At 65.9% G+C, this 18972-nt stretch carries 16 protein-coding genes and 3 pseudogenes; 8 read left to right on the plus strand and 11 right to left on the minus strand.

Annotated elements, in window-relative coordinates:
* Positions 1–46: 46 nt before the first annotated feature.
* A pseudogene (locus tag VEI45_RS15610) lies at positions 47–336 on the minus strand (HNH endonuclease signature motif containing protein); the annotation flags it as partial.
* A 120-nt stretch (positions 337–456) separates the two neighbouring features.
* Between VEI45_RS15610 and VEI45_RS15615 the strand changes: the two are divergent.
* On the plus strand, positions 457–621 hold the full coding sequence (locus tag VEI45_RS15615) for a hypothetical protein (protein WP_324854743.1): 165 nt from the start codon (positions 457–459) through the stop codon (positions 619–621).
* A 444-nt stretch (positions 622–1065) separates the two neighbouring features.
* Complete coding sequence (locus tag VEI45_RS15620) at positions 1066–1389, plus strand: DUF732 domain-containing protein (RefSeq protein WP_324854809.1); 324 nt, start codon at positions 1066–1068, stop codon at positions 1387–1389.
* 81 nt (positions 1390–1470) lie between these two features.
* Here VEI45_RS15620 and VEI45_RS15625 read toward each other — a convergent pair.
* The 3 genes and pseudogenes from VEI45_RS15625 to VEI45_RS15635 all read right to left on the minus strand — a co-directional run.
* Positions 1471–2237 (minus strand): annotated as a pseudogene (locus VEI45_RS15625) (13E12 repeat family protein); the annotation flags it as partial.
* Between the two features lie 29 nt (positions 2238–2266).
* The gene (gene hisS, locus VEI45_RS15630; protein WP_324854745.1) at positions 2267–3538 is read right to left on the minus strand and encodes a histidine--tRNA ligase; all 1272 of its coding nucleotides are present in this window, start codon (positions 3536–3538) and stop codon (positions 2267–2269) included.
* Positions 3535–4197 carry an MBL fold metallo-hydrolase gene (locus VEI45_RS15635; RefSeq protein ID WP_324854747.1) on the minus strand — a complete coding sequence of 221 codons (663 nt, stop codon included), beginning with the start codon at positions 4195–4197 and terminating at the stop codon, positions 3535–3537. The genes hisS and VEI45_RS15635 overlap by 4 nt, the downstream gene beginning before the upstream one ends.
* 110 nt (positions 4198–4307) lie before the next feature.
* Here VEI45_RS15635 and VEI45_RS15640 point away from each other — a divergent pair, with 110 nt between their 5' ends.
* The 3 genes and pseudogenes from VEI45_RS15640 (at position 4308) to VEI45_RS15650 (ending at position 6974) form a co-directional block, all read left to right on the plus strand.
* Positions 4308–5195, plus strand: coding sequence for a peptidylprolyl isomerase (locus VEI45_RS15640; RefSeq protein WP_324854749.1), 888 nt, complete (start codon positions 4308–4310; stop codon positions 5193–5195).
* Positions 5196–5231: 36 nt separating this feature from the next.
* Positions 5232–5972: pseudogene (locus tag VEI45_RS15645) on the plus strand (serine/threonine-protein kinase); the annotation flags it as partial.
* A 66-nt stretch (positions 5973–6038) separates the two neighbouring features.
* Complete coding sequence (locus tag VEI45_RS15650) at positions 6039–6974, plus strand: peptidylprolyl isomerase (protein WP_414687496.1); 936 nt, start codon at positions 6039–6041, stop codon at positions 6972–6974.
* On the opposite strand, the gene VEI45_RS15655 is transcribed toward VEI45_RS15650, so the two are convergent.
* The 7 genes from VEI45_RS15655 to yajC all read right to left on the minus strand — a co-directional run bounded on the left by VEI45_RS15655 (position 6952) and on the right by yajC (position 16330).
* Positions 6952–7995 (minus strand): NAD-dependent epimerase/dehydratase family protein, encoded by a 1044-nt coding sequence (locus VEI45_RS15655; RefSeq protein ID WP_324854751.1) that lies wholly within the window; start codon positions 7993–7995, stop codon positions 6952–6954. The genes VEI45_RS15650 and VEI45_RS15655 overlap by 23 nt on opposite strands.
* A 39-nt stretch (positions 7996–8034) precedes the next feature.
* The gene (locus VEI45_RS15660) at positions 8035–10395 is read right to left on the minus strand and encodes a RelA/SpoT family protein (protein WP_324854753.1); all 2361 of its coding nucleotides are present in this window, start codon (positions 10393–10395) and stop codon (positions 8035–8037) included.
* Positions 10396–10499: 104 nt separating this feature from the next.
* Positions 10500–11054, minus strand: a complete 555-nt coding sequence (locus VEI45_RS15665) for an adenine phosphoribosyltransferase (RefSeq protein ID WP_324854755.1) — start codon at positions 11052–11054, stop codon at positions 10500–10502.
* Positions 11036–12703 (minus strand): ABC transporter substrate-binding protein, encoded by a 1668-nt coding sequence (locus VEI45_RS15670; RefSeq protein ID WP_324854757.1) that lies wholly within the window; start codon positions 12701–12703, stop codon positions 11036–11038. The genes VEI45_RS15665 and VEI45_RS15670 overlap by 19 nt, the downstream gene beginning before the upstream one ends.
* Before the next feature lie 2 nt (positions 12704–12705).
* Positions 12706–13959 carry a protein translocase subunit SecF gene (gene secF, locus VEI45_RS15675; RefSeq protein ID WP_324854759.1) on the minus strand — a complete coding sequence of 418 codons (1254 nt, stop codon included), beginning with the start codon at positions 13957–13959 and terminating at the stop codon, positions 12706–12708.
* 4 nt (positions 13960–13963) lie between these two features.
* A complete protein-coding gene (gene secD / locus VEI45_RS15680) occupies positions 13964–15889 on the minus strand; it encodes a protein translocase subunit SecD (RefSeq protein ID WP_324854762.1) in 1926 nt (641 codons plus the stop codon).
* Between the two features lie 111 nt (positions 15890–16000).
* On the minus strand, positions 16001–16330 hold the full coding sequence (gene yajC / locus VEI45_RS15685) for a preprotein translocase subunit YajC (protein WP_324854764.1): 330 nt from the start codon (positions 16328–16330) through the stop codon (positions 16001–16003).
* Positions 16331–16484: 154 nt separating this feature from the next.
* Between yajC and VEI45_RS15690 the strand changes: the two genes are divergently transcribed.
* Genes VEI45_RS15690 through gabT form a run of 3 tightly spaced genes read left to right on the plus strand, consistent with a single transcriptional unit; the run spans position 16485 to position 18890 of the window.
* The gene (locus VEI45_RS15690; protein ID WP_324854766.1) at positions 16485–17177 is read left to right on the plus strand and encodes a nitroreductase family protein; all 693 of its coding nucleotides are present in this window, start codon (positions 16485–16487) and stop codon (positions 17175–17177) included.
* Entirely contained in the window at positions 17174–17506 is a 333-nt protein-coding gene (locus VEI45_RS15695; protein ID WP_324854768.1) for a hypothetical protein, read from the plus strand. Before VEI45_RS15690 ends, VEI45_RS15695 begins: the two co-directional genes overlap by 4 nt.
* A gap of 43 nt (positions 17507–17549) precedes the next feature.
* Entirely contained in the window at positions 17550–18890 is a 1341-nt protein-coding gene (gabT, locus tag VEI45_RS15700) for a 4-aminobutyrate--2-oxoglutarate transaminase (protein ID WP_324854770.1), read from the plus strand.
* The last annotated feature ends 82 nt before the right edge of the window (positions 18891–18972 follow it).

The raw sequence follows: 18972 nt of genomic DNA on the forward strand, positions 1-18972 counted from the left end.
CGCGGCGTTGGCGCAATTCGTCCGAGGGCTGCCTGGCTAGACGTCCTTAGGGTTCCTCGTCGTCTTCCTCGTCGCACAGCAGTTTTTCGGGGTGGTGGAAGATGTTGGTGCGGGGTTGGCCGTGGTCCAGATGCGGTGGCGGGATCCATTCGGTCAAGCCGTCTTTGCGTTTGCGCGTGGTCCAGCCTTGTTCGGCCAGCGGGTGGTGGCCGACGCAGCCCAGCGCCAGATCATTGACGTCGGTAGTGTGGGTTTTCGCCCAGGGGTGACGTGGTGGACTTCGGTGAAGTAGCCGGACACGTCGCAGTTGGGGAACGAACACCCGCGGTCTTTGGCGAGACCGTCTGGTCACTACCCGAGCAGCCCGCTAGGGCGACGGCGATAATCGGTATGGCGGCAAAGGTTCTGACGCTCAATGATTCAGTTCACCTCCGACCGGGCCGAAGGGCTAAGTGCGTGTTAGACACTCACGGGTTCGAGGCGAATGTTCCGGTGAGAGTGCCGTTTTGGATGTTTGGCGGGCGCGGATTCCCTTACGGCGGCGAGCGCTGGCCCGACTGGTCCCAGGTGGCAGCGTGCTGGCTGCACCCCGACGACACGCTATTGCCCGCCTGGGACTGAGCGAGTCGACCTCGCCGAGCAGGACTTGATTCCAGATAGCCGCGGGGCCGGGCCCTTGGAGCGGGTGTGGCCACCGCGCGCCCATGCCTCGTGATTGGTCAGTGAGATGTCCCAATCAGTGAACTAAAAGTAACAACAGGAAACACACAACCAGATTCCAGCCTAACGCAAGGTCGCACAGGCACCATAAAAATCACGCCAACAAAAAAATCAGGCTGAACAAAACAGGCGGAGCAAGGCGGTCGAGACATCGTTGCCGCAACGATGCATCGCGCATGCGCTCAGAATTTGACCATAAAGACAAGGTCACGGACGGCTCTAACGCCGACGCACCCGCATAGCCGAGTGAGGTGGCAAATGTCAACCCTGTCCCGCGTAGTTCTCGGTAGTGCGGTCGCGTCAAGGCGGGTTAACGGTGGCGCGCGAAGGGTGGGGATAGTTGGCATGGCCGTCCTGGCGGTTATGGCTTTGGGTGCCGACCCTGTTGCGAACGCCAATTCGTCGGACTTCATTGCCGCACTGCAAGCAGCAGGCATCACCGGAATGGGACCGGCGATGCTGGAAGCCGGTTACGAGGCTTGTGATGATATCTGGAATCGCGGCTACACTACGCCTCAAGCAGCGGGTGCAGCAGTGCAGAAGTTCGAACCGACGCTGACCAGCGACCAGGCCATCAGCCTCCTCAATGCAGCGTATCAACATTTGTGTCCAACCCGTCCTGCACCAGGGCAGGACGACTGGTGGGCTTATAGCACCGGTCCCGGCTAATCGCGGCAATAAGCAGGCCGGGAAGCCGTGGACGGTGATGCGTCGCCAATTCCCTAGTAGCGCATAACCCTCGCATCTGTTGGCGTAGAGCACAATTCGTTGCCCGGGTGAGGCCAGGCGTTTGGTGTGGTAGAGCCCAACGGCTTTGCCTTTGTCAAAGATCGCCAGGTAGTGATGGGCCTGGGAGGCCAACCGGATCACGTCGCTCATGGGTAGCAGGGTGCCTCCGCCGGTGAGTCCCCTGCCGGCGGCGGCTTCCAGTTGGCGCAACGTGGTGGTGACGATGATGGTGGCGGGCAGCCCGTTGTATTGACCGAGAGCACCGGAAGCCAGCAGGACGCGCCCGGCGGCGGTGAGCGCATCGTAGTTGCGTTGCGCGGCGCTGCGGGTGTCGTGCTCGGTGGCGTCTTGTGCGGGCGTCCCGTCCACATATGGTGTGGCGTCGGCCGGGTTGCACATGCCCGGGGCGGCCAGCTTCGCCAGCACGGCGTCGATGGTCGCGCGGGCCTCGGGGTCAGATACCCGGTGATCGGGGACATACCGTCGAAACCCTGCTTGCCAATGGTGATGCCGCGGCGGCGAGCTCGGTCGTCGTCGGTGAAACCGCCGTCGGGGTTGAGGCAGTCGGTGAGTTTGTGGGCCAGCTTGCCCAGTTCGTCGGGCCGATGGTCGCCGCCCAACCGGGCCAGCTGCGCCTCGGCATGTACGCGGGTTTCGGCGTCGACGAACCCGGGCAGCCGATGCACGAAGCCGCGGATCACCACCACGTGTCCAGCTCCGATGCGCCCGTGGCGCTGCGCGGCAGCGGTGGCCGGCAGCACGGGTGGCAACGGCTCGCCGGTAAGAAACCACTGAAACCAAAGTGGCAAAAGAGATTTCAGTGATTTAGCCGCGCGAGCACGTCGGCAACGACCGAATCCGTCGCGACGTCGACCTGCTCGCCCGTCGAAAGATCCTTCACGCCGACGGTTCCGGCCTCGATGTCGCGTTCACCGGCGACCAACGCCAACCGTGCACCCGACCGGTCGGCGGCCCGCATCGCGCCCTTCAGGCCGCGGTCGCCGTAGGCCAGATCCACCCGCACACCGGCGGCGCGCAGCTGCCCGGCCAGCACTGTCAGCCGCAGCTTGGCCTGCTCGCCCAATGGCACTCCGAACACGTCGCATCGGGCGGTCTCTCCGACGTTTCTGCCCTCGGCCCGCAACGCCAACAGGGTGCGGTCCACGCCGATGCCGAACCCGATACCCGACAGATCCTGTCCGCCGAGCTGGCGCATCAGACCGTCGTAGCGGCCGCCGCCGCCGATACCGGATTGAGCGCCCAACCCGTCGTGCACGAACTCGAAGGTGGTCTTGGTGTAGTAGTCCAACCCGCGAACCATCCGCGGGTTGATGACGTACGGCACGCCCAGGGCGTCGAGGTGCGCCAGCACGGTCTCGAAATGCTGCTTGGCCACATCGGAAAGGTGGTCGAGCATCACCGGGGCATCGACCGTCATCGCCTTGACTTCCGGACGCTTGTCGTCGAGTACCCGCAGCGGGTTGATCTCGGCGCGCTTGCGGGTTTCCTCGTCGAGGTCGAGCTGAAATAGGAAGTCTTGCAACAGTTCCCGGTACTGCGGACGGCAGGTGTCGTCGCCAAGCGAGGTGATTTCCAGCCGGAACCCGTCAAGGCCCAGCGAGCGGAAGCCGGCGTCGGCCACGGCGATCACTTCGGCGTCCAAAGCGGGGTCGTCGAAACCGATGGCCTCCACGCCGACCTGCTGCATCTGGCGGTAGCGGCCGGCCTGGGGCCGCTCGTAGCGGAAGAACGGGCCCGCGTAACACAGCTTGACCGGCAGCGCGCCCCGGTCCAGGCCGTGCTCGATCACCGCGCGCACCACCCCGGCAGTGCCCTCCGGCCGCAGCGTCACCGAGCGGTCGCCACGGTCGGCGAAGGTGTACATCTCCTTCGACACCACGTCGGTGGACTCTCCCACCCCGCGCGCGAACAGCGCGGTGTCCTCGAATATCGGAAGCTCGATGTCGCTGTAGCCGGCCCGGCGGGCGGCGTCGAGCAGGCCCGAACGCACCGCGACGAACGCCGCCGAATCCGGCGGGACATAGTCCGGTACACCCTTGGGCCCGGAAAACGACGTGAACTCGGTCACGAGCTCAGCCCTTCGAGGAATGGGTTGAGGCGCCGTTCCGCGCCGATTGTCGTGGAATTGCCGTGTCCGGGCAGGACCAACGTTTTGTCGTCGAGGACCAACAACTTGTCGACGATCGAGCGGATCAGGTCACGGCCGCTGCCGCCGAACAGGTCGGTCCTGCCCACCGAGCGCTCGAACAGGGTGTCGCCGGTGAACACCACATCTTTGTCGTCGGTCACTCGGAAGACCACCGATCCCCGGGTGTGGCCGGGCGTGTGATCGACGGTGACGCTGATGCCGCCGAGGTCGATCTTGTCGCCGTCGCGATCGAGTTCGACGACTTGTTTGGGCTCACGGAACATCGCCGCCAGCAGCAGCTGCCCCAGCCGCGGACCGAAGTCCTTGATCGGGTCGGTCAGCATGAACCGGTCGTCGGGGTGGATGTATGCGGGGCAGCCGAAGGTGTCGGACACCTGCTGTGCCGACCAGATGTGGTCGATATGGCCGTGGGTGAGCAGGACCGCCGCCGGAGTCAGCCGATTCTTGTCCAGGATGCGCCGCAACTGGCCCATCGCACGCTGACCCGGGTCGACGATGATGGCGTCCGCCCCAGGGTGCGGCGCCACCACATAGCAGTTGCACTGCAGCAAGCCGGCGGGAAATCCGGTGATGAACACGATCTCCAGTTTCCCATCCGCTGATCGAGCATGGGTCGCGCCACCCCTATCCAGCGTCGACTGGCACACTCTTTGCTGACTCAGCACACAACCACGGAGGGATATCGGCGGTGCCGACCAACGAACAGCGACGTGCGACGGCCAAGCGCAAACTTGAGCGGCAGCTGGAACGTCGGGCCGAGCAGGCTCGTCGTCGCCGGATGGTGGTCATCGTCTGCGGGGCGGTCGCGGCAGTGGTCGTGGCCGCCCTGGTGGTGTTCACCGTCGTCCGCACCAATCAGGAGCGCAACAAGATCAACAAGCAGGCTTCGGCAACCGGGAGCTCGTCCACCAGCGCCGCTCCGGGCACATCATCAGGGATACCGCCATTGCCGCCGTTCAAGGCGGCCGCCAATCTGGGCGCCGACTGCCAATACGAGCCTTCGGCAGAACCGGCCAGCAAGCCGGCGAACCTGCCGAGGCAAGGCAAGGTACCCACCGACCCGGCGCAGGTCAGTGTCAGCATGGTCACTAATCAGGGCAATGTCGGCCTGTTGCTCGCAAACAACGAATCACCTTGCACCGTCAACAGTTTCGTCAGCCTGGCGCAGCAGAAGTTCTTCGACGACACCAAATGCCACCGGATCACCGCCTCGCCGACATCGTCGGTGCTGCAGTGTGGCGACCCGACCGGTGACGGCACCGGCGGGCCGGGCTACCAGTTCCCCAACGAGTATCCGACCGACCAGTACAAGCCTGACGATCCCGCGGTGCACGAGCCGGTGGTCTACTCGCGGGGCACCCTGGCCATGGCCAACGCCGGACCGAACACCAACGGCAGTCAGTTCTTTATGGTGTACAAGGACACTCAGCTACCGCCCGAATACACCGTTTTTGGCAAGATTCAACAGGACGGCCTGGCCACCCTGGACAAGATCGCCAAGGGCGGCGTCGCCGGTGGCGGTCAGGACGGCCAGCCAGCCACCGAAGTCACGATCAAGTCGGTGCGGCTGGACTGATTGAGCCTTCGGCTAACAGGAGAACTCTTTGTGCAGGTGACGAGATTCGGGCGCTACCAGCTTCTCGATTTAATCGGCCGTGGCACAACGGGGAAGGTCTACCGAGCCACTGACACCGTCACTAGTCAGGTAGTCGCCCTCAAGGTGCTGGCGGCGGAACCGGCCGAGGATCCGGAATTTCTCGAACAGTTCCGCCGCGAGGTACGGGCGGCGGCCGGCCTCAATAACCAGCACGTGGTGCCCATCCACAACTATGGCGAGATCGGCGGTCGGCTGTATGTCGACATGCAGTTGGTCGACGGCAGCAACCTCGGTCGCCTGATCAGAAACGAAGGCGGTCGGATACTTCCCGCACGTGCGGTCGCGATGATCGAGCAGGTCGCCGCGGCGCTCGATAGCGCCCACCGAGTGGGACTGGTCCATCGCGACGTCAAGCCGTCGAACATCGTGGTTGCACTGGGAGATTTCGTCTACCTGACCGATTTCGGGATGGCGCGCAGCGCCGAGGATACGGCTGTGAGCAGCATGGGCCATGTCCCCGGCGCTTACATGGCGCCCGAAAGGTTCAGCGGCGCAGGCGATTCCCGCGCTGACGTCTATTCGCTCGCCTGCGTGTTGCACAAATGCTTGACCGGCCAACAACCCTTTCCGGGAGACAGCCTCGAAGAACAACGCGCCGGGCACCTGACCGCCTCACCGCCGCGACCCTCGACCTTCTCCCCCGGTATACCGCCGGCGTTCAACGCGGTGATCGCCGCCGGTATGGCGAAAAGCCCGCAGGCCCGCTACCAGACAGCATCGCAATTGGCCGAGGCTGCCAGAGCCGCGTTGGAAAACCGTTTCATCCCACCGCCGAGCCCGCCGCCGCGGCCTCCTGGATCGCAGCCCGCCCCGCAACCGCCGCGTGCGCAGCCGAGCTCGGCTGAAGAACCTGCCGGCAGAGGGCACACGCTGGCCATCCTCGGCGGCATGGCCGCAGCGATGGCGGCGCTCTTCGGGGTGATCGCGCTGGTGATTATCACCGCCACAACGTCGGATCAGGGCGCCAGCGCCAGATTGTCCTCGGCCCCGCCAACCAGCACGACCGCGACCACGAGCAGCGCCACTACGACCACCTCGGCTCCGGTCGCACGGCCGGCTATCCCGCAGCTACCGCCATTCGTTCCCTCCGCAAGCGTGGGGGCACACTGCCACTACCTACCGTCCGCCGATGCCGCCAGCCACACGGTGACCCCACCACATGCCGGCGAAGTGCCGACCGATCCCGCGCTTATCGGCCTGAACATTGTCACTAACAGGGGCAAGATAGGCCTGCGGCTCGCCAACAACGAATCACCCTGCACTGTCAACAGTTTCGTCAAGCTGGCGCAGCAGAAGTTCTTCGATGACACCCAATGCCATCGGCTGACGACCGCACCGGGATTGTCGGTCTTGCAGTGCGGTGACCCGAAGGGCGACGGCACCGGCGGGCCAGGTTATCAGTTCGCCGACGAGTACCCCACCGATCAGTACCCGCCCGGCGACCCGGCGCTGAAGAAACCCGTCATTTATCCCCGGGGCACGCTGGCGATGGCCAACGGTGGACCGAACACGAACGGCAGCCAGTTCTTCATGGTGTACCGGGACTCGCAGTTGCCGCCGGCCTACACCGTATTCGGCACCGTCGACGCCACCGGCCTGGCAACGATAGACAAGATTGCGGCGGCCGGAGTCGCCGGCGGTCGCGACGACGGTCCGCCCGCCACCACAGTCACCATCACTTCCGCGCGCCCGAGCTGACCCCCCGGCTTCTGTTCACATAGGTTTGGGCTGCGCGTTGGATGAAGTGTTCGGTGGGCGTCGGACACCAGCCGAGTTCACGTGTGGCTTTGTCATGACTGGCCGGCGAGGTCAGCTCAATCAGCCGGGCGCTCTGCCTGCTGATCGGGATGTCACGGCGGAACAGCGATCCGACGGCGTCGGACACGTGCGCGAACCCGTAAACCACCGCCATCGGGATACCCAGTCGTGGCGGCCGCGCGCCAACTGCGTTCGCGGCGACGGTCACCAGCTCACGCTGTGTCATGTAACGCTCAGAAATGATGTAGCGCTGGCCGATTCGTCCCCGTTGGGCCGCCAGCAGCAGCGCGTCGGCGACGTCGTCGATACCGACCACCTCAGCCCCGACGCCGCGGATATAGAACGGCAGTTTTCCGAGCGCGGCAAGCTGCACGAACATCCCTTGGCGCGGCTGCCAATCGGGCGGCCCGTACGGATTCGACACGTTGGCCACCACGGCCGGCAGCCCGTGGTTTGCGACGTAGGAGAACACCAACCGTTCGGCCTGGCGCCGCGACTCGATGTAACTGCCGGCTTGGTCAGACCAGTTGAAGGGGGTTTCCTCGTCAACGGTTTCGCCGTTCCTGCCGATGGCGATGGTGCCGATCGTGCTCAGAAAAACGAACCGCCCCAGATTCGCGTTCACCGCCACGTCGAGCACCTCGCGAAGGCCGTTGACATTGGTCTCGAACAGCGGGGCGGGATCTCTCAGCTCCGCCCTGGTGTCGACGACGCAGTAATAAACGACGTCGCGATCGGACATGGCCGCGGCGACCTCTGCCGCGTCGGAAATGCCGCCGTAATATCGCTCGACGTCGAGGCCTTCGATTCCCTTCGTGGAGCTGGACTTTCGTAACAGAACCCGGACGTCGGCGCCGCCAGACACCAGGTGACGGGTGACGCAAGCACCCACATTCCCGCTTGCTCCCATCACGAGAGCCCGCTGTCCGGCCGTGGTCACCTGGTCGCTACCCGCCGCCATGCGCACTTACTGTAATACCGACAGTACGGAGCCGATCGCTCAGGCCGCGGATGTCACCCGGTAGACGTCGTAGACACCTTCGACATTGCGGACCACGTCCAGCAGATGCCCCAGATGCTTGGGGTCGCCCATCTCGAAAGTGAACCGGCTGATCGCCACCCGATCACCTGACGTGGTCACCGACGCCGAGAGGATGTTCACTTTCTCATCGGCCAACACCCGCGTTATGTCCGACAGCAGCCGGTGCCGGTCGAGCGCCTCGACCTGGATGGCCACCAGAAACACCGACGACGCCGACGGCGCCCAGCGCACCTCGATGATGCGTTCGGCCTGCTGCTGCAGTGACGCGGCGTTGGTGCAGTCGGTGCGGTGCACACTGACTCCACCGCCGCGGGTGACGAATCCCATGATCTGATCGCCGGGCACCGGCGTGCAGCACTTGGCGAGCTTGGACAACACGCCCGGGGCGCCGGGCACCGCCACCCCGACATCGTCGGTGCTGCGCGGGCGCCGCGGCATGGTCGCGGGAGTGGACCGCTCGGCGAGATCCTCCTCGGCCTGGTCGATACCACCCAACTCGACCAGCAGCCGCTGCACCACATGCTTGGCCGATACATGACCCTCGCCGACTGCGGTGTAGAGCGCGGACACGTCGGCGTAGTGCAGTTCGTTGGCCACGGCGGCCATGGACCCGCCGCTGACCAAGCGCTGCAACGGAAGTCCGCCGCGGCGAACTTCGCGGGCCATCGCGTCCTTGCCGCTCTCCAGCGCCTCCTCGCGGCGCTCCTTGGCGAACCACTGGCGGATCTTGGTCTTGGCGCGCGGCGACACCACGAACTGCTGCCAATCCCGCGACGGCCCGGCGTTGGGCGCCTTGGACGTGAAGACCTCGACGACCTCGCCGTTTTCCAGCTTGCGCTCCAGCGCCACCAGTCGACCGTTCACCCGGGCGCCGATGCATCGGTGGCCCACCTCGGTGTGCACGGCATAGGCGAAGTCCACCGGCGTCGACCCACTCGGCAGTGTGATCACATCACCTTTCGGGGTGAACACGAAAATCTCTTGTACCGCAAGGTCGTAACGCAGTGACTCGAGGAACTCGCCGGGGTCGGCCGCCTCCCGCTGCCAGTCGAGCAGCTGGCGCATCCAGGCCATGTCGTCGATTTCAGCCGCGGCCAGGGAATGCGGAACTCCGTTGCGGCCCTTGGCTTCTTTGTAGCGCCAGTGCGCCGCGATGCCATATTCGGCGGTGCGGTGCATATCGCGGGTACGGATCTGCACCTCCAGCGGCTTGCCTTCCGGACCGACGACGGTGGTGTGCAACGACTGGTACACCCCGTAGCGCGGCTGGGCGATGTAGTCCTTGAACCGGCCCACCATCGGCTGCCACAGCGAATGCACCACGCCGACAGCGGCGTAACAGTCCCGGATCTCGTCGCACAAGATGCGGATGCCGACCAGGTCGTGGATGTCGTCGAAGTCGCGGCCCTTGACGATCATCTTCTGGTAGATCGACCAGTAGTGCTTGGGCCGTCCCTCGACCACCGCGTTGATCTTCGACGCATTGAGAGTAGCGACGATCTCGGCGCGCACCTTGGCCAGATAGGTGTCGCGTGACGGGGCTCGTCCGGCTACCAACCGTACGATCTCCTCGTACTTCTTGGGATGCAGGATCGCGAACGACAGATCTTCCAGTTCCCATTTGACCGTGGCCATACCCAGCCGATGCGCCAGCGGTGCAATGACTTCCAGCGTTTCGCGGGCCTTGCGGGCCTGCTTCTCCGGCGGCAGGAAGCGCATCGTGCGCATGTTGTGCAGCCGGTCGGCCACCTTGATCACCAGCACCCGCGGATCGCGCGCCATGGCGGTGATCATCTTGCGGATCGTCTCGCCCTCGGCGGCGCTGCCCAGCACCACCCGGTCCAGCTTGGTCACCCCGTCGACCAGATGGCCGACCTCCTCGCCGAAATCCTCGGACAGCGCCTCCAGGCTGTAGCCGGTGTCCTCGACGGTGTCATGCAGCAAGGCGGCCACCAGCGTGGTGGTGTCCATACCCAACTCGGCGAGGATGTTCGCCACGGCCAGCGGGTGGGTGATGTAGGGATCCCCGGAATGCCGCAGCTGGCTGGCGTGCCGCTGCTCGGCGACCTCGTAGGCCCGCTGCAGCAACGACAGGTCGGCCTTCGGATAGATCTGGCGGTGCACCGACACCAGCGGTTCGAGCACCGGGCTGAGAGCGCTGCGCTGGGCGGTCATCCGCCGCGCCAACCGGGCCCGGACCCGACGCGAGGCGCTGCTCGGCGTCTTCAGACTTATCGAGGGCTCGGGCGCCGGGGGAATGTCGGCGACCTGCAGCGGTTCGGTAGGCGGCTGGACCGCCGCGCCTTTATCGTCCGCCAAGTTCGTTACCTCCGCCGTTCTAGGATATCGCTGCCGAAATGATTTGCCCCGCTCCTCCTCATCGCGCTACGCGGCCGGGGGTGCCGCACTGCATCGTCGCGCGGCTAAACCTTGCGCAAGCTGTGCACCGGCAGCGGCGCGAGTAGTTCACGACCGCCCAGCACGGTCAGTTCCAGTACCACCGCGGCCGTCGTCACGACGGCACCGGCTTGCTCGAGCAACTTGTGCGCCGCAGCCACTGTGCCTCCGGTGCCCAGCACGTCGTCCACGACGACAACGCTGCGACCGGCTAATTCGATCCCCTCGGCGGGAATCTCCAAGCGGGCGGTCCCATATTCGAGCTGGTACTGCTCGGCGCGCACGGGCGGCGGCAACTTGCCGCCCTTACGGACGGCCAGCACGCCGGTGCCCAGGCGGTTGGCCAGGGCACCGCCGATCAGAAATCCGCGAGCGTCGATACCGGCGATCAGATCAGCACCGGACGCCACCGCGGCAAGCGCATCGATCACCGCGGCGAGCCCCCGGCGGTCGGCGAATAACGGTGTCAAGTCCTTGAACTCGACTCCGACCGTCGGGAAATCCGCGACTTCTCGGGTCAGCGATGCGATGAGGTCGGCCACCGGATCGCCGCCGGCAGCGGTCACCGCACCAGGACCCATCGATCCATATTCCAGCCGGCGCCCCACCGGCTGGGGTTAGCGCTGACGGCATACATCTTTTTCGACGCCAGCAAAGTCCGGTGCTGACGATACAGCGGCAACGTCGGCATATCGCCCCACAGCACCGGGGCGCTCTGAGCCAGCAGCCGGACCAGCTCGGCAGGGTCAGCCGACACCGCCAGCGCGCTGATGATCCCATCGATCTGGCCGTTGGTGTACCCGGACAGGTTGTTGCCGCTGCCGGTATGCAGGTCGTAGGCATCCATCGCCGATGACCCGGTCGAACCGCTGCCGGTTGCGCCGCCGGTACTGGCCAGCAGCACGTCGATCTTCCCGTCTCGCAGCGTCTGCGGGCCAGTGGAGTCGGAGGTGACGTCGGAGACCGTGATCCCGGCCGGGGCGCAGGCCTTGGCGATCGCCCCGACAATGGCCGCCAGCCGCGCGTTGGGCGCCCGATAGCCGATCCGCACCGCCAGCGGCTTCCCGCCCAATGCGCCGCGCGCGGCGTCGGGGTTGGACTTCAAGTACTGGGCCGCCTCGGCGACGTTTTCCGCCTGTCCGATGGCGTCTTCGGACGCGGTGTGCAGCCGCGCGTTGGCGATCGGCGTCCGGGCGTCGCGCGCGATGGCGTCACGCGGTGTGCACGAGGCCAGCGCACGGCGCGCGGCGACGTCTGCGAGCGGGCCGCGCGGCGCAAAGATCAGCTGCTGGATGCCGTCGGACGGCGAATCGGTGCGGACGTAGTTGTCCGGGGTAGTCAGCGTTCCCGACGAGCCGTCCGCAACGTCGACGACGTCGGCGCTCCTGTCGTTGACGCGGTCTTGGATATCGGCCTTCTCCGGCCACACCGTGACCCGCTTGGTCATCGGCTTGGCGCCCCACCACCGGTCATTCGCGACGAGCACCACCGCGCCGCCGTCCAACACCGATTCGATCTTGTACGGCCCGGACGACGGGAAGTGCTTGGCGATGGTGCCCGAATCAATGCCGGGTTTGAGATCCCACGTGGTGTTCCACAGCTGCGCGATGCGCCCGATGGCCGGCAGGTCGTTGCCCATCAGCGCCGCGGTGACGTCAATCCCTAGCTCCTCGGAGATGACATGCGACGGCATCATCGTGGTCGCGGCGAACAACTGGTTGTAGTCGACGATGTTGCGGTCGGGGTCAAACGACACGCGGGCTTTCTTTTGTCCCGGTTGGCAGTCGATCGCGGTGACGTCGACGTAGCCGGCCTGGCTCGCGGCGTCGAAGCCGGGGAACCGACCGGATTGGGCTGCCCACGCCAGTACCAGGTCGTCGCAGGTGACCGGCTTTCCGTCGGAATAGACGGCGTTGTCGGCGATCTGGTAGTCGAGCACCAGCGGCGAACCGCCGACGATCGAGATCGTGCCGAAGTCGTGGTCGGCGACGACCTGACCGTCGGGGCCGTGGTAGCCGAATCCGGTAAGCGTGCGAGCGAAGGCCTGCGCTCCCGCCGACGCGGCACCGATGACGGTGTTGCTGTTGTAGGTGACCAGCGCGCCGTCGACGATGTAGTCGATCTGACCGGCGGCGCTGCCGGCGCACGCCGTCAACGTGCCCGGCGCGCCTGCCGCCAGCGCGGCCGCCAGCCAGCTGGCGGCGATACGCCAACGTCGGGCAGCCACCATGGCTACCGCTTGTTTCGCTTGCCGGTCGGACGGGAGCGACGAGCGCCGCCCTGTCGGGCCGGACGCGCACCCGGAGCCGGCTTGCTCGCAGCTGCGCTGCCACTAGCGGCGACGGTTGCGGTGCGCTTCTCGCCCGGCTCGTCATCGGCCGGCTCAGCGCGCTGATCCTTGTCAGCACTAGGGCCGCGGCGCCTGCCCACCCGGCGGGTGTGCGTCCGCACCATAGCGGTGCGTTCACGCAGGCTGACCAGCAGCGGGGTGGCGAAGAAGATCGACGAGTAGGTGCCGACCATGATGCCGACCAGCTGCACCAGCGCCAGGTCCTTCAGCATGCCCACACCCAACAGCCACACCGCCACCACCATCAGGGCCAGCACCGGCAGCACCGAGATCAGGCTGGTGTTGATCGAGCGCATGAACGTCTGGTTGATCGCGAGGTTGGCCTGTTCGGCAAAAGTGCGCCGGGTGGTGTGCTGGAAGCCGTGGGTGTTCTCCTCGACCTTGTCGAACACGATGACGGTGTCGTAGAGGGAAAAACCCAGGATGGTCAGCAGGCCGATGACGGTGGCCGGGGTGACCTCGAAGCCCACCAGCGAGTACACCCCAGCGGTAACGGTCAGGTCGAAGACCATCGTCGTCAGCGCCGAGATCGCCATGTAGCGCTCGTATCGGACGGTGATGTACAGGCTGACCAGCACCAGGAACACCGCCAGCGCGATCACCGCCTTCCTGGTGATCTGACCGCCCCAGGTCGACGACACCGCCGAGTCGGAGATGGCTTGCAGGCTGGGCTTGCCGTCGGTGCCTTTGGGCTGGAATCTGTCGAACAAGGCGTTGCGCAGCTTGATCGTCTTGTCGTTGGATAACGTCTCGGAGCGAATCTGCACGGTTGCACCAGCACCGTTGCCGACGATCACCACGGACTCGGGGTCGCTGCCCAGCGTTTGCCGAAATACTTGCTCCACCTGGCTCACCTGAGCGTCGCCACGTGGCATTGACATCGTGGTGCCGCCCTGGAAGTCGATGCCAAATGTGAACCCACGCAAAACGATGCTGATGATTGCGATTGCGACCATCGTCCCGCTGACCCCGTACCAGAGCCGGCGCCGGCCGATGACCTCGAACGCGCCGGTACCGGTGTAGAGACGCGATAAGAAACTGTGGTGCGGCAGGTCGGCGCCGGTGTCGTCAGCGGTTGCGCCGACGACCGTTGCGGTGTCATCGCTGAGTTCAACGGCAGTCGTCTCGTCGGCCATCTCGCTACCCCCGTCCCGTCGAGTAAGCCGTCGAAGCCCTCGAAGCCAGCGCCCGCCGTTCGCGCGCGACCTGCTGCACCGCTCCTAGGCCGTTGTATGCCGGCTTGGCCAGCGTCGTGGACTTGGATGCCAGGTATACCAGCGGCCAGGTCACCAGGAACACCACGACGGTGTCGAGGATCGTGGTGAGGCCCAGGGTGAACGCAAACCCCTTCACCTGGTTGATCGCCAGGGCATACAGCGTGGCAGCGGCCAGGAAGGTCACCGCGTTACCGGACAGGATCGTCCTGCGGGCTCGTGTCCAGCCGCGGGGAACCGCTGAGCGGAACGAACGGCCTTCGCGGATCTCGTCTTTGATGCGTTCGAAGAACACCACGAACGAATCGGCCGTAGTACCGATACCGATGATCAGACCTGCGATCCCGGCCAGGTCGAGGGTGTAGTTCATAACGCGGCCAAGTAGCACCAGAATCCCGAAAACCATTGCGCCGGAGGCTACTAGCGACAAGGCCGTCAGCAACCCCAACACGCGGTAGTACATCAATGAGTACAGCAACACCAGCACCAGTCCGATCGCGCCGGCAATCAGACCCGCCCGCAGCGATGTCAATCCCAATGTCGCCGAAACGGTTTGAGCTTCTGATGATTCGAACGACAACGGCAGCGAGCCGTATTTAAGGACGTTGGCGAGCTCGCGCGCCTGGGCTGAGGTGAACTCGCCGTGGATTTGCGTCCGGCCACCGGGGATCGCTTCCTCGATCCGCGGTGCGCTGACTACCTGCGTGTCCAAAGTAAACGCGGTCTGGGTACCGATGTGGGAGGCGGTGAAATCCGCCCAGGTATTTGCCGCCGCACTCTTGAACTGCAGGTCGACGACGTAGTTGGCGTTGTTCTGGTTGAATCCGTAGCTCGCGTCCGCGATCTGATCGCCGCTGATGATCGACGGCGCCAACAGGTACGCCTGCCTGTGGTCCTTGTCGCAGGTCACCAGCGGCAGGTTGGGGTCGTCGTTGCCGGCCAGAATGTCTTCCTGGTTGCACTGGGTGGCCATGACTTGCAGCGCGATGAACTGCACACCCTGGCTGGTGCTCTGGCGCCATTCCCTTTGCTTGGCGATGCGCTCGGCGAGCTCCATCCGCGGATCGGGTGGCCCTGGCGGAACCGGGCCGGGCGCGGGAGCTGCCGGCGGGGCCGGTGCCGGCGTGGGCTGCGCTGGTGTGGGCGGTGGATCCAGCGGATAGGGCCGCGGCTGTGCTGCGGGCGCCGGCTCAGCCGGCAACGGCAGGTCGCCCGGCATGGGCAAGCCCCCCGGCGCCGCCCCGGTGTCACCACCGGGCGAGGATGGCCCACTGCCCGGCGCGGGCGTACCGCCGGGCGTCGGCGCGCCGCCAGGGCCCGCACCGGGTGCAAGTCCACCGGGTGCAGGGCCGCCCGGAGGTCCAGGAACGGGCCCGCCCGGCAGGGGTCCGCCGGGTTGTCCTCCAAACGGCAGCCCCGGTTCTGCGTGTGGGCCAGGTAGCTGTGGTTTCCGCGGCAGCGGACCACTCTGTGCCGGAAGCGCATTGATCACCGGACGGATGTACAACCGGGCGGTCTGGCCCAGATTGCGCGCCTCGCTGCTGTCCTTTCCCGGCACCGTGATAACCAGGTTGTCTCCGTCGATAATGACTTCAGAACCCGAGACACCCAGACCGTTTACCCGGGCGCTGATGATTTGCTGCGCTTGAGACAGCGCCTGCTGTGTCGGCCGAGAGCCGTCCGGGGTTCGTGCGGTCAATGTGACCCTGGTGCCGCCCTGCAGGTCGATGCCGAGCTTCGCGGCAGCCCGCTTGTCTCCCATCAGGAACACCATCAGGTAGACGCCGATGAGCAGGATCAGGAATACCGTCAGGTAACGGGCAGGGTGCACCGGCGTCGATGGCGATGCCACGTGTTGAGTCTCCTCATCCGGTCCTCGCGGGTCCTCGCCGGCCCGCGCTCGCTTCTCGCGCGTCGATCAGTTCGACTGCACCCGCAAAGGGTACGTGGCGGGCCGCCAACCTCAGTCCTTGGGCAGTCGCTCCGGGTCGTCGGCTAAATCGTCGGCCTCCTCGGCCTCGGCGTCCAGCAGTTCCGGCTCGACACGGTCCCTGACCGCCAGCTTCATCCAGGTGGTCACGACGCCCCGCGCGATCTCGAGGTCCACCGTGTCGTCGGTGATGTGCGTGATGGTGCCCTGTAACCCCGACGTGGTGTGCACCCGGTCGCCAACGCGCAGCGACTCGTGCAGGTCAATGGTGGCTTGCATCGCGCGCTTCTGTCGCCGCGAGGCGAAAAACATGAACGCCGCCAACACGATCAGCAGCGGTAGAAAGACAACCATTTGGTTCATGACAGCAACGATCTTCCTGTTTGGTCTGTGAGTCGGCATCGGACCAGAACAGGCCATCAACCGCGTCAATCACCAGTGTGCCACTACGCCGTCGCCAGCTGACCAACTACGGCGTCTTGACGCGCGAGCACAAGGGTGGGACAACACGTAGGCGATGGAACTCAACGACGCGCTGCGCACTACCGGGGCAGTTCGCGACTTCACCGACCAGACCGTCGACGACGCCGTGCTGGCCCGGGTGCTCGACACCGCCCGATTCGCGCCCAGCGGCGCCAACGCGCAGGCGTGGCGAATCGTGGTCATCAAGGACCCCGAGCGGCGGCGGCGGCTACGGGACTCCTACCTGCGGGGTTCCAGGGATTATCTGGCCTTGAGTGCCGCCGGCTTGCGGCCGTGGTCGCCGACCAACGACCGCGACGCCGAAGCGCGGGCCTTGGCCACTGAAAAAGCCACCGAAAATGCCGCAGCGCCAGGGGGTTTGGCTGAGCATTTCGACGAAGCCCCGGTTTTGCTGGCGCTGTTCGCGGACCTTTCGATGTTGGCGGCAGTGGACCGTGACGCGGACCGGTACACCTTCGCCGGGGGCGCCTCCATTTACCCCTTCGCGTGGAGCATTCTGCTGGCGGCTCATGACGAGGGCCTGGGCGGTGTGATCACCACGATTGCCATCCGTGAGGAGCCTCAAGTGAAGGCCCTGCTGGGGGCGCGCGACCCGCTGGCCCTGGCGGCGGTGATCGCGTTGGGATATCCGGTGCGTCGGCCGCGCCGACTTCGCCGCCAGCCTGTCAGCTCCTTTGCTACCGTCGACTCGATCGACGGTCCAGAGTTTGGGGAGGCCGGTAAATGACGAAGTTCGTTCGCCGTCTGGCGCCGATCGCGGTGATGGCGTTGACGCCGATGGCAACCGTGACGATAGCGACGCCGGCAGTGAGCTCGGCGCAATGCGACGCCGGGCAATATTGGGAGCCGTTCAGCAAGGCCTGCTTGCCGCTGGGCGTTGGGCCAACACCGCTGAACTGCCCGCCCGGGCAGTGGTGGGACCCGAGCGGAAACATCTGCCGGCCGTTGGGCGAAGGGCCAACACCCCTGGGCTGCGATCCCGGCCAGTGGTGGGACCCGACGGCCAACGTGTGCCGGCCGCTGGGAGAAGGGCCGGCGGGGCCGCCGGGCGGATAACTTCGGGGTCGTGGCCGGGACGCGGCGCAGATAGGCTGCTGACGTGCTCGCTGTCGAACAGAGTCGCCACCTCGCCACCGAAATTCCCGGTCCGGCATCGCGGGAGCTGACCAAGCGCCGAGCCGCGGCGGTGTCTCACGGCGTCGGAAATACCATGCCGGTGTTTGCGGCGCGCGCTGCCGGCGGGATCGTGGAGGACGTCGACGGGAACCGGTTCATCGACTTGGGTTCGGGCATCGCCGTGACCACCATCGGCAACTCCGCACCTCGGGTCGTCGACGCGGTACGCGCGCAGGTCGCCGACTTCACCCACACCTGCTTCATGGTGACGCCCTACGAGCAGTACATCGCCGTCGCCGAACAGCTCAACCGGCTCACCCCCGGCACGGGTGAGAAGCGCTCGGTGCTGTTCAACTCCGGCGCCGAGGCGGTGGAGAACGCCGTCAAGATCGCCCGCTCGTACACCCGCAAGGACGCGGTGGTGGCGTTCGACCATGCGTACCACGGGCGCACCAACATGACCATGGCGCTGACCGCGAAATCGATGCCGTACAAGAGCGGCTTCGGACCGTTCGCGCCGGAGATCTACCGGGCGCCGCTGTCCTACCCGTTCCGCGATGGGCTGATCGACAAGGAACTGGCCACCGACGGCGAACTGGCCGCCCAGCGCGCCATCGACGTCATCGCCAAGCAGGTCGGCGCCGAGAACCTGGCCGCCGTCGTCATCGAGCCCATCCAGGGCGAAGGCGGCTTCATCGTCCCGGCAGAGGGATTCTTGCCTGCGCTGCTGGACTGGTGTCGCCAAAATGACGTGGTCTTCGTCGCGGACGAGGTGCAGACCGGCATCGCGCGGACCGGGGCGTGGTTCGCCTGCGAGCACGAAGGTATCGAACCCGACCTGATCTGCATCGCGAAGGGCATCGCCGACGGGCTGCCGCTGTCAGCCGTCACCGGCCGCGCCGAGATCATGGACGCCCCGCACTCCAGCGGCGTCGGTGGCACCTTCGGCGGCAACCCGGTCGCCTGTGCGGCGGCGCTGGCCACCATCGAGACCATCGAGGCCGACGGGCTCCTGGAACGGGCCCGCCAGATCGAACGGCTGATGAAGGACCGGCTGCTTGCGCTGCAAGCCGCCGACGATCGGATCGGCGATGTGCGCGGCCGCGGCGCGATGATCGCCGTCGAGTTCGTGAAGCCCGACAGCGCCGAGCCCGACGCCGCGCTGACCGACGCGTTGGCCGTCGCGGCCATCGCCGCCGGCGTCATCGTGTTGACGGCGGGCACGTTCGACAATGTCGTGCGCTTCCTGCCGCCGCTGACGATCAGCGACGAGCTGCTTTCCGAGGGCCTCGACGTGCTGGCCGGACTGCTCACCGGCCTCTAATCCGCGTCGCGCCGTTAGCGATCTCACACGGTTGCGCGCTCGCCGGAGCTTCCGGGAATACCTTTAGCTTTGCTAACGTAGT

It is taken from the genome of Mycobacterium sp. (assembly GCF_035623875.1).
GTDB lineage: Bacteria > Actinomycetota > Actinomycetes > Mycobacteriales > Mycobacteriaceae > Mycobacterium.